This is a genomic window from Desulfobulbus alkaliphilus (genome assembly GCF_016918545.1).
GTDB lineage: Bacteria > Desulfobacterota > Desulfobulbia > Desulfobulbales > Desulfobulbaceae > Desulfobulbus > Desulfobulbus alkaliphilus.
Window position 1 is genome coordinate 89,981 of the sequence record NZ_JAFFQC010000015.1, and the last position, 11,334, is coordinate 101,314.

The window sequence follows — 11,334 nt, forward strand, 5'->3', positions numbered from 1 at the left end:
TACGCCTGGTAATTGGGTGTAAATGGGTGTAGTATTGGGCTCATGCTGCAAAGTGACACTATCCAGATCACCCCGGAGATCCTGAGTCTCATCGCCGGAATCGACGAATTCAAGGGCGCCTGGCGTGCCTTGGGCACACTCGCGCCTGACCGCCTCTCGGCCCTGCGACGCGTCGCCACCATCGAAAGCATTGGATCCTCCACCCGTATTGAGGGCAGCAAATTGTCCGATCGGGAGGTGGAGCAGTTGCTGTTCAATTTGGAGATCAAGTCCTTCGCCACCCGCGACGAGCAGGAGGTGGCCGGCTATGCCGAGCTGATGGATCTGGTGTTCGCATCTTGGCAAGAGATCCCGTTCACCGAGAACCACATCAAGCAGTTGCACCAGATCCTGCTGCGCTGCAGCGAGAAGGACACTTGGCATCGCGGCAGCTACAAGACCAACGCGAACAGTGTCGCCGCCTTCGATGAGACCGGCGCTCGGATCGGTATCGTGTTCCAGACAGCGTCGCCCTTCGATACGCCCCGCCTGATGGTGGAGCTGGTCGCCTGGGTACAGCAGGAGCGCGAAGCCGCCCGTCTGCATCCACTGTTGATCATCGCTCTGGGCGTTGTTGTCTTTCTGGAGATTCACCCCTTTCAGGACGGCAACGGACGGCTCTCCCGCGTGCTGACCACGCTCTTGCTCCTGCAGGCCGGGTACGCCTACGTGCCCTACAGCTCGCTGGAAAGCGTGATCGAGCAGAACAAGGAGACGTATTACCTGGCACTGCGGCAGACACAGGGCACGATCCGTACCGAGTCGCCAAATTGGCAACCGTGGTTGGTGTTCTTTCTGCGCTCGCTGGCCGAACAGGTCCGGCGGCTTGGAAAGAAAGTCGAGCGGGAAAAGATTGTCCTGGCGGCTATGCCGGAGGTACAACTTCAGATTGTCGAATTCGCCCGAGAACATGGTCGGGTGACGATTGGCGATGCGATCAGGCTCACCGGTGTCAGTCGCAATACCCTTAAACAGCACTTCCGCAAATTGGTCAATCGCGGCATATTGAATCTGTACGGCAGTGGCCGTGGGGTCTGGTATGACCTGCGAGGGAAATAGGCTGAAAAATTTTGGACGCTTTCCTTGTTTCCCGGAAAGATATTGAAATTATCGGACGGTTACGGGCAATGAAGATGGCGTGCGGACGGATGCCCCGAAGGGCGGCGGGTGAAAGTTATTGCCAAGGGTCCCGCTGTAATTATAATATGATTGCAGCAAGATATGTCCAAAACAAGAGTCCAGCTGTCACGGATTCAGGTATAACTCATGCCATTGCGGAATACCTGGAAGTTGTCGAAGCACTCACCTTGGGCAAGAACATCCGGGAAGTCGAGGTCGAAAGGCTGTAGTTAACGCCATCACAATGGGCAATATCATACGAGATGCGGGATTGAGTACCGATGATTTCCGTAAGCTGTTGTAGGCGCGGGAAGTTTGGGAAAGTCAGCCAGCAAAACTCCTTGCAGGCTGGGCGATTTTCATGTATCCGTAGCCACCATCTTCCTACACCTTTACAGATTGTACGTATCTTGCAAATATCCGGTTCATGCCTGACTCCTGGGGGGTCGGGTGTGCGAATAAGAGGTCTTTGTTCATGAAAACAGCGTTTATCACCGGGATCACCGGTCAGGACGGCGCCTACCTGGCCGAACTGCTTCTGGAAAAGGGCTACATGGTCCATGGCCTCAAACGACGGGCTTCTTCCTTCAATACCGATCGCATCGATCACCTCTACCAGGACCTGCACGAAGAAAATATCCGTTTCCGTCTCCACTACGGCGATCTCACCGATGCCACCAACCTGATCCGCATCATCCAGGAGGTGCAGCCGGACGAGATCTACAACCTGGCAGCGCAAAGCCACGTGGCGGTTTCCTTTGAAACTCCGGAATACACCGCCAATGCCGATGCCCTGGGCACCCTGCGGCTGCTGGAGGCCATCCGCATCCTCGGCCTCGGTGAAAAGTCCCGTTTCTACCAGGCCTCCACCTCCGAACTCTACGGCCTGGTCCAGGAAACCCCCCAGAGCGAAACAACCCCCTTCTATCCCCGCTCGCCCTATGCGGTGGCCAAGCTCTATTCCTACTGGATCACGGTCAACTATCGCGAGGCCTATAATTTTTATTGCTGCAACGGTATCCTCTTCAACCACGAATCACCGGTGCGGGGCGAGACCTTTGTTACCCGCAAGATCACCCGGGCCCTGGCCAGGATCAAGCTCGGTCTGCAGGACAAAGTGTATCTGGGGAATCTCAATGCCAAACGCGACTGGGGCCATGCCAAGGATTATGTGCGCATGCAGTGGCTGATGCTCCAGCAGGAGCACCCCGAGGATTACGTCATTGCCACCGGAGTGCAGCACTCGGTGCGGGAATTTGTCGAGATTGCCGCCCGGGAACTGGGCATCGATATCGTCTGGCAGGGCCAGGGGGTGGAGGAGGTCGGTCTCAATGCCAGAAGCGGCAAGGAAATCGTGGCCGTGGATCCCCGCTATTTCAGGCCCACGGAGGTGGAAACCCTGCTGGGGGATCCCGGCAAGGCCAAAAAACAACTGGGCTGGGAACCGCAGGTCTCTTTCCAGGACATGGTCAGTGAAATGGTGGTGGAGGATCTCAAGCTGGCCGAGCGCGATCAGATCGTCTGTCAGAAAGGCTTTAAGGCCTTCAACTATTACGAGTAAGGGTACCCCCGGGCATGCAACAGTCAGCAAAAATATATGTAGCCGGGCATCGCGGACTGGTGGGAGCCGCACTCTGTCGCGCCCTGACAGCACAGGGGTACACCAACCTGATCACCAGGACCCATAAGGAACTGGAACTGACCCGGCAGCAGGCGGTGGAGGATTTTTTTCGGACCGAGCGGCCTGATTATGTCTTTCTGGCCGCGGCCCGGGTCGGCGGCATCCATGCCAACAACACCTATCCCGCTGATTTTATCCGCGACAATCTGCTCATTCAATCCCACGTCATCGACGCCGCCCATCAGCACGGAACCAGAAAACTGCTTTTTCTCGGCTCTTCCTGTATCTACCCGAAACTGGCGACGCAGCCGATGCGCGAGGACTGTCTGCTCACCGGCCCCCTGGAGCCGACCAATGAGTGGTACGCGGTGGCCAAAATCGCCGGCATCAAGATGTGCCAGGCTTATCGCCGTCAGTACGGATTTGATGCCATCAGCCTGATGCCCACCAATCTGTATGGCCCGGGGGATAACTTCGATCTCGCCAACTCCCACGTGCTCCCGGCCCTGGTCCGAAAATTCCATGATGCCAAGCACAGCGGCGGGAGCGAGGTGGAGGTCTGGGGCACTGGCACGCCGAGGCGGGAGTTCCTTCATGTCGACGATCTGGCTGACGCCTGCCTCTTTCTCATGGCAGCGTATAGTGCCGAGGAATTGATCAATGTCGGGGTGGGAACGGATCTCACCATCGCCGAGCTGGCCGCCGCCGTGGCCAGGGTCACGGGGTTCACCGGCACCATCCGCTACAACACCGCCATGCCCGACGGCACCCCGCAAAAGCTTCTCGATGTCAGCAGGTTGTTTGCCCTGGGCTGGCGGCCGCGACTCGACCTGGACCAGGGACTGGCCTCCACCTATCAATGGTTTCTGGGCAACCGCGCTTCTCTGCGGCTGTAATGCGCATGCGTGGTCTGCTTGACAAGATACGCCATTTTATTTCATAGGCGGTATCGAAATTTGTTTCCTTCCTCGTAATTCTTAGAAGAGTATCGATCTCCTCTGACCTGGTAACATGGCTTTAACCGGCCAACTAACACAAAATGCGCTAACCGCATGAGGTTCTGTAACCGTTTATACGTTCAAGGTAGCTTCCAGACTGTTTCGAACTTGGCATAGTAGCTTGTGCGTCCGCAGATGTAGTGTTGATGAATAGATACACATTGTGAATAGATAGAGTAGGTTCTTTGATACGATCAAATCCAACATTTATATCCTTAATGAGTACTATTAGATTTTTATTGTAATGGATTGGGTAGTAAATTTTGAAGTTAATATATTTGCAATTAATCAAATTTATTTTTGTAAAAAAATTTTAACAAGATGTATTTAAGGAGTTTGTTTTCTGATGCAAGATTTTCCTGTTGCACCAAAAAAAATGTTAGATTGTTTATGGTGTAATCGTTACCTGATTTTAACTTTTATTCAGCGGGAAATTTCTGGTCGTTACCGTGGATCTTTTATGGGTCTTGTTTGGTCATTTATATATCCTATGTTAATGTTGGCAGTTTATACTTTTGTTTTTAGCGTGGTATTTAAAGCAAGGTGGAATTCTGGTAGCGACTCTAAAACTGAATTTGCCTTGATACTCTTTGCAGGACTTATGCTCTATAATCTTCTCTCAGAGTGTTTAATCAGAGCGCCAAACTTAATTCTATCCAATGTGAATTATGTAAAAAAAGTAATTTTTCCTTTGGAAATTTTACCTGTCGTTATAGTTGGAGTTGCGCTATTTCATACGGTTGTAAGTTTTTTTGTGTGGATAATCGCGTATATGGTGCTTTTTGGTCAGCCTCATATAACAATATTTCTATTTCCTTTGGTAGTGGTTCCATTATTATTTCTAACTTTAGGATTGTCGTGGGGTCTGGCATCACTTGGCGTATATATACGTGATGTATCTCAGTTTATCGGCGTAACAACAACGGCCTTGCTTTTTCTTTCGCCAATATTTTATTCAATCTCAAGTCTCCCTGAAAACTATCAAATTTTTATAAATTTAAATCCTTTAACACCTATTATTGAACAGTCAAGAAAAGTACTATTTTCAGGAGAGCTGCCTGATATAAAAATTTTATTTTCATGTTATTTATTATCGTTACCTGTCATGTGGCTGGGCTTTGTGTGGTTTCAGAAGACTAGAAAAGGATTTTCAGATGTCCTCTAATGTCGCAGTAAAGGTTGAGAATTTAAGTAAGTGCTACCAATTATATGAAAAACCTCGGGATCGTCTTCTCCAGATGTTTTTTCGTGGACATAGAAAATTTTATCGAGAATTTTGGGCTCTTAAAAATATATCGTTTGAGATTAAAAAAGGAGAAACAGTTGGTATAATTGGACGTAATGGCAGTGGCAAATCAACACTGCTGCAGTTGATTTGTGGAACCCTCAATCCTACAAGCGGCGTAATTGAAACCAATGGGCGTATTGCGGCTCTTCTTGAACTTGGATCTGGTTTTAATCCAGATTTTACAGGTCGGGAAAATGTATATATGAATGCCTCCGTTCTTGGTTTGAGTAAAAGTGAGATTGATGCTAAATTTGAAGATATTATAAATTTTGCAGATATCGGGGAATTTGTTGAACAACCTGTTAAAACTTATTCCAGTGGTATGATGGTACGGCTCGCATTTGGAGTTCAATCTCAGGTAAATCCAGATATTTTAATTGTCGATGAAGCACTGGCTGTTGGCGACGCTCGATTTCAAGCTAAATGTTTTGATCGTCTCAAAAAATTAAAAGATAATGGAACAAGTATACTGCTAGTTACCCATTCTTCTGAACAGATAGTTACCCACTGCTCTAAAGCGATATTGCTCGAAGGAGGAGTCAATCTTGAATCTGGTGAACCGCGGCATGTCGTCAACCGCTACTTGGATGTACTTTTTGGAAAAACGAAAATTGATTCGGAATCAAGCCAGCCTATCGAGGAAAGTTGCTTGACTCCACAATTAGGTGACGATGATTATCATCTCAGCTTTACTGACGAAAGATTTCATACCAGGCAATGTTATAATCCAAATGAGTATCGATGGGGAGATGGTGCTGTAAAAATACTCGATTTTTATCTCTCATCAGAAAACGAAATTTATCCTTTGGCCGTTTCTAGTGGCAAAATAATTACCTTAGCTGTAACAGTGAAGTTTTTTTCGCATGTAATGAGACCAATTTTTGGATTGACGATCAAGACAAAAGAAGGGGTAACAGTTTATGGCGCAAATTCAGAAACACTTAATAGCAAATATTTTTTCAACACTTTTAAACAATATGATGTAGTACAAGTTACGGCAATGTTCAATTGTCGCCTTGCCCAAGGCGATTATTTTCTGTCACTGGGAATAGTGAGCAGAAATGGCGAAGATATAATTCCTCATGATAGAAGGTATGATTCTATTCACCTTCAGGTCCTCCCGTGTGAAAATTTTTTTGGAATGGCTGACCTGGAGCTGAAACTTGCTGGGAAAACAACATCGACATCACATCATAATGCTCAATAACTTTTCACCGGATGTAAGTGGTCGATGATCGTATCCGGGTTTTTAACAACTTGTCTTCATAAGTTTTATCTTAAACCCATCCTGCAGCTAATGCCCCCGTTCTGAAACTAAATTGTCTTCCTCAATCAAATTTTGCGTCTGTATTTGTCAAGAACCAGCCAATTCCCTTTTGATCTTTATTAGTTGCTGGTTCCCAAAATGAAAATTCTGGGAGAAACAATGTCCAATCCATATCATTCCTTGCTAACTGACTGGGGTTACAGGCTAAGCTCAAAGACAGATGTCTTTTCCAGATTAGGATACGAGGGAATAGGGTACAGCGATGGAGAAAGACTGGAGGAAGATCTTCTAACCACTCTAAAAAATATTACCGATCTTTCAGTCCTTTCGCCTGAGATACGCAACGCATGTAATGACTGGGTAACAACGTACCACCTGTCACCCGAACGTTCTAATATACTGAGACCATTTGCTCAATTTTTAACGTCAGTCAACATCCTTGAACTTGGTGCCGGTTGTGGGGCTATTACACGCTTTTTAGGTGAATCTGGAGGTAATGTCATTGCCTTGGAGGGGGCCCCCGCCCGAGCTGCTATTGCTCGGACAAGAGTACAAGATCTTCCTAATGTTGCTGTTATTGCAGAGAAAATCTTAGACTTCAAGCCTGATTTTAAATTCGACGTGATAACCCTTATCGGTGTCCTCGAATATGCTGGAAAATATTCAACCATTAAAGATCCGGTTCAAGGGCTTCTTGAGCATTGCCGTTCACTCTTAAAAGAGGACGGATTTCTAATTATCGCAATTGAAAATCAATTGGGCTTAAAGTATTTTGCCGGCGCGCCAGAAGATCACGTCGGTAAACCCGTGTTTGGGATAGAAGGTTGGTACCAAAGCTGTGATGTGGAAACATTCGGCAAACAGGTGCTCACGCGTTTTTTGGCCAGTTCGAGTTTTCCTGGGCTCCATTTTTTTGCCCCATTTCCTGATTATAAACTCCCTGTCTCAATCGTATCTGAAACAGCTTTCTCAAAGCCGCATTTCGATGGTTCGGCATTTGCGTGGCAGGCTGTGAGGCAAGATAGGCAACTCCCGAGTGTTTGTAATTTTTCGCAAGAACTAATATGGCCAACGCTTGAATTAAATGGCCTGATGATGGAGATGGCCAATTCTTTTCTGATTGTTGCAAGTAGTCTAGCTGGGATTGAACGCCTGAACCAAGGTGTTGATGGGTTTGCTTGGCATTATAGCTGTAGCCGAAAACCCCAATATTGCAAAAAAACTGTATTTAAATGTCCTGATAAGCTACATGAAAACACCATCTCCGTTGAGACTTTTCCTCTGAGCCTTGAGCAAGAACCCCTTGCCGGCGGCCTTTTAAATCATACAATAAGTCAACGGAATAGTTACGTTTTAGGCACCCTTCTTGCTTTTGATTTTACCAAAATCGTGACGAATGAATTCTGGGAATTTTCCGATATTGCTCGTTTTTTTAGAAATTATTTGAAACACCTCTCCTTTGTTTCTCAATCGCAATTCGCAAAAATTGACTGGGCTGATATGAACTCGCAGCTACCAGGGGTGATGTTCGATTGGATGCCAAAAAATGTCATTGTTGACAGTGAGGGTGTTCCCAGGGTGATCGATCAAGAGTGGTCTATCAATAGAGAAATCAGCCTCGGGTATCTTGTTTTTCGAGCATGTTATACCCTTGTTGTTTCAGTCTCTTGTTTCGGTGCGGGGCCACGATTTTATAATGGATGGCGAACGCCAAGGAAATTTTTTTTACTCTTAGCAGAGTCGCTTAACTGGGACATGCGCGAAGATAATTTAGAGAGCTATATCCGTCTTGAAGTTGCAGTTCAAGAATATATTACCGGAAATAAAAAGGATGCGGATTTCCGCTCTTGGTTCAACAGTGCCAGTTTAATTACAACATCTGTCTATAATCGCGTACAAAATCTCGAGCTAGAAATACAAAGACTGCTGAAACTGCAAAAAGAAATCATTCAGCAGCAAAATAGTACGCAAGAAACTTTAAATATCTTGACCAATACTCTGTCCTGGCGTTTAACCGCTCCCATTCGGCGGCTTCGTCATTTTCAGCAAAGATTTTCAAGTTATCTATCCAGTCTTTTCCAGAAGGAGTGACATACTTTAAGATTTGTGCTCTGCGCTTTTCAAGCCATTTAACCAAACGTTCAAACATTAGGAGATAATGTTCAAGAATACCTTATCTCGCCACTCACTTTTTTTGTTTGAAAGTAGATTAAATTAATACATCAAAAAAATTAAAAAGGTTACGTATGCGGCTTCCAGCAAACTGGAGACAATGGAGTCTCTTTTTCCCGCCAAAACCTATCTCGCCGCAGGTTTTCAGTGAAGCGCGATGTCTTTTTTCACCTGAATGGTATCTGACCCAACTTCGCGATACTGTCAGGACCGATCTGTTTGTACATTACCTGAAAATTGGCTGGAAACAAGGTCTGGATCCAAACCCATTCTTTCAAACTAAATGGTATTTGACGTGCTATCCAGATGTAGAGGTTACCAATGAATGTCCTTTTGTTCATTATCTTAGAACAGGAGCCGCGGAAGGTAGAAATCCAAGTCCAGTTTTTTTAACATGGTGGTACCTGAAAAATAATCCAGACGTTTATGAGGCCGGCAGCAATCCTCTTTTGCATTTCTGGCAATTTGGTAACCAGGAACGACGTTCTCCTTGCCCACTTTGGAATCTCGAGTGGTTTTTTCGTAATACCAGTGAATCCGATCTATTGACCGCGTTGTTAAACATTCGAAACAATGGATGGCACACAATGCCAAGTCCACACCCGCTCTTTGATAGTCGCTGGTATCTTGCAGCATACCCGAATGTGCCTGATAATCTGAATCCGTTAGAACACTATCTCATTAAAGGTTGGAAGGAGGGGTGTCGTCCAAATCCTGTTTTTATACCTTCGTATTACCACGAACAATATCCAGATACGCGCTGGCTAGAGCCTCTTACTCACTTTGTTGCATATGGTCGCGCTGAAGGAAAAGACCCTACTTTTATTTTTAACGAAGTATTCTACCGCTCTATTAATTTGAAAATACGACAGGATGAAGATGCTTTGGCACATTATGTGATTGCTGGAGCACGTGAGGGGTATGACCCTAATCCCTTCTTCCATAACAGTTGGTATCGGTTACAAGTTGATCATGATCTTAGTAGTTTAACTCCCTATGGGCACTATTTGCTTTTTGGAGCGAGGTCCGGAAAAAACCCCAGCCCCCTCTTTGATGGGCCATGGTATCTCCGTTCGAATAGTGATGTAGCCCAAAGTGGAAGAAACCCTTTAGAACATTTTTTAAGGCATGGGTTTCTGGAGGGACGATCCCCAGTCCCTCGTGAAACTAAACTCGCACCACCTACTGTATTACGACGTGGTGACAACCCGTGGGTAATACCACCGGCAATTGATTTACAAGAGAGAAAGGTGCTGCTGGTGGCTTGTCATGATGAGCGTAAACTCTACGGTAAAGCAGTTCGTCACCTTGTGAACGGGTTCAGAACAGAAGGGTGGGTAGTTATTCTGACCTATGACCATAAAATAGATCGAGAGCAATTCATTTCCTGGAGCGATTCAGATTTACCCCATGCCGTCTGCGCAATAGATCACACAGGATATGATTTTTATTCCTGGCGACTTGCTTGGGGAGCTTGCAAAGATATCGAACAGGCCAGGCGAGTGGCCTTGATGAATGACAGTGTCATAGGGCCCACCAAATCATTGTCCGAACTGTTGCAGTTAGTTGAACTACACACGGCTGATGTGCTGGGGTTTGTTGAATCAGGTGATATAATGGCGCACCTTCAAAGCTGGGGCCTTGTGTTTGGTGTAAATCCAATATGTGACGGGGCGATACGACGATTTTTAGACCAGGTAGATGGCAGTTGGTCCAAAATCCAATTGATCGCACGTGCAGAGGTCCCATTTGCGCGTTGGCTTACACTTCAAGGTTATTCGGTTGCCTCGATATGTTCACCAGTCTCCTTGATTCGCTCTCAGCAAAATCCGATTTTAGAGTGGCGGCGAGTCTTGAATGCTGGGATACCTTTTGTTAAACGAGAGATGTTTGCAATGTCGGCTTATCAGTCCGGTCAGCTTCCAATTGAAATTCTCGAGCAATTAGAGAAGATTTCCCAATGCGAAATACGCCCCTTGGTTGAGGATTCTTTAGCTCAGATAGGTCTTGAACTAGGTCGCCCTTGGGACTGAGCGTCGAAAATGCTTGTTTTGTAGGGGGGGCGGCAAGCCCTCTCAATGTACAATCGTCTGTGAGGTTTGATTGGAACAGAGGTTAAAGGGGTACGGTAAACATCGGAATGGTTGACTTTAAAAAATCGATAAAAAAACCGGAAACCATTGTTTCCCTTTGCTTATTGGTACTGCTTGGATCGGTTTTTTTGACCCACCCGTTTTTGCGAATACCCTTTGACCCTTGGGAGCATCTAATTAAAATCCGGTCAATTTATGACACGGGTACATGTTTCTTGTATTGGCCCGAATATGGAAGTTCTTATTGTTCATGGCATTTTTCATGGGCGAAGTTGTTTGGTTTTTTTGGAATAAACAATTCATTTCATTGGGCTTATATTATACACTTTGCGCAAAGTATTTTTTCAATAATAAGTGTTTATTATTTCGCATTTACTGTATTTCGTCTTTGTAATATTCGGACAACTCATATAGAACTACAAATACTAGCTTTTTTTGCTACTATTTTTTGGCTGACTGGAAATGGTACATTTTCTATAGATCGCCAACAGGCTTGGCTCATATGGTATTCTCTTACGTATCAAGGTTTAACTGTCCCTCTCTTTTGGTTAATGGTCGCTTGGTTATTGAAGATTTTATTCAATGATATACCAAGCACTTTTTTTAAATTTTTTTATGCTGTTTTGATATTTTTTAGTTTTTTTGTTCTTTTGTTTTTTCATCCTACTGAAGCAGCATTTTTTTTAATTTATTTTGTTATTATATTTGTTTTTTCTCCTTCCGCATTAAGCATTAAG

At 45.7% G+C, this 11,334-nt stretch carries 8 protein-coding genes; all 8 read left to right on the forward strand.

Translation table 11 applies throughout. The annotated features are described in order from the left end of the window. Window positions 1–42 precede the first annotated feature (42 nt). On the forward strand, window positions 43–1,098 hold the full coding sequence (locus tag JWG43_RS09810) for a Fic family protein (RefSeq protein ID WP_205242738.1): 1,056 nt from the start codon (window positions 43–45) through the stop codon (window positions 1,096–1,098). Between the two features lie 535 nt (window positions 1,099–1,633). Further along, window positions 1,634–2,719 (forward strand): GDP-mannose 4,6-dehydratase, encoded by a 1,086-nt coding sequence (gene gmd, locus JWG43_RS09815; RefSeq protein WP_205242739.1) that lies wholly within the window; start codon window positions 1,634–1,636, stop codon window positions 2,717–2,719. 14 nt (window positions 2,720–2,733) lie between these two features. After that, window positions 2,734–3,675: a GDP-L-fucose synthase gene (gene fcl, locus JWG43_RS09820; protein WP_205242740.1), complete on the forward strand. Its 942-nt coding sequence runs from the start codon at window positions 2,734–2,736 to the stop codon at window positions 3,673–3,675. A 448-nt stretch (window positions 3,676–4,123) separates the two neighbouring features. After that, window positions 4,124–4,942, forward strand: coding sequence for an ABC transporter permease (locus tag JWG43_RS09825; RefSeq protein ID WP_205242741.1), 819 nt, complete (start codon window positions 4,124–4,126; stop codon window positions 4,940–4,942). Further along, window positions 4,932–6,272, forward strand: a complete 1,341-nt coding sequence (locus tag JWG43_RS09830; RefSeq protein WP_205242742.1) for an ABC transporter ATP-binding protein — start codon at window positions 4,932–4,934, stop codon at window positions 6,270–6,272. Before JWG43_RS09825 ends, JWG43_RS09830 begins: the two co-directional genes overlap by 11 nt. A gap of 198 nt (window positions 6,273–6,470) precedes the next feature. Then, the gene (locus tag JWG43_RS09835; protein ID WP_205242743.1) at window positions 6,471–8,423 is read left to right on the forward strand and encodes a class I SAM-dependent methyltransferase; all 1,953 of its coding nucleotides are present in this window, start codon (window positions 6,471–6,473) and stop codon (window positions 8,421–8,423) included. 155 nt (window positions 8,424–8,578) lie between these two features. After that, a complete protein-coding gene (locus tag JWG43_RS09840; protein WP_205242744.1) occupies window positions 8,579–10,537 on the forward strand; it encodes a rhamnan synthesis F family protein in 1,959 nt (652 codons plus the stop codon). A gap of 107 nt (window positions 10,538–10,644) precedes the next feature. After that, the coding region (locus tag JWG43_RS09845; RefSeq protein ID WP_205242745.1) for a hypothetical protein at window positions 10,645–11,334 on the forward strand (690 nt) is incomplete at its 3' end.

Excerpts from the sequence above, each read along its gene's own strand:
- JWG43_RS09810 (WP_205242738.1), top strand. The coding sequence starts at position 43 with ATGCTGCAAAGTGACACTATCCAGATCACCCCGGAGATCCTGAGTCTC.
- gmd (WP_205242739.1), top strand. The coding sequence starts at position 1,634 with ATGAAAACAGCGTTTATCACCGGGATCACCGGTCAGGACGGCGCCTAC.
- fcl (WP_205242740.1), top strand. The coding sequence starts at position 2,734 with ATGCAACAGTCAGCAAAAATATATGTAGCCGGGCATCGCGGACTGGTG.
- JWG43_RS09825 (WP_205242741.1), top strand. The coding sequence starts at position 4,124 with ATGCAAGATTTTCCTGTTGCACCAAAAAAAATGTTAGATTGTTTATGG.
- JWG43_RS09830 (WP_205242742.1), top strand. The coding sequence starts at position 4,932 with ATGTCCTCTAATGTCGCAGTAAAGGTTGAGAATTTAAGTAAGTGCTAC.
- JWG43_RS09835 (WP_205242743.1), top strand. The coding sequence starts at position 6,471 with ATGAAAATTCTGGGAGAAACAATGTCCAATCCATATCATTCCTTGCTA.
- JWG43_RS09840 (WP_205242744.1), top strand. The coding sequence starts at position 8,579 with ATGCGGCTTCCAGCAAACTGGAGACAATGGAGTCTCTTTTTCCCGCCA.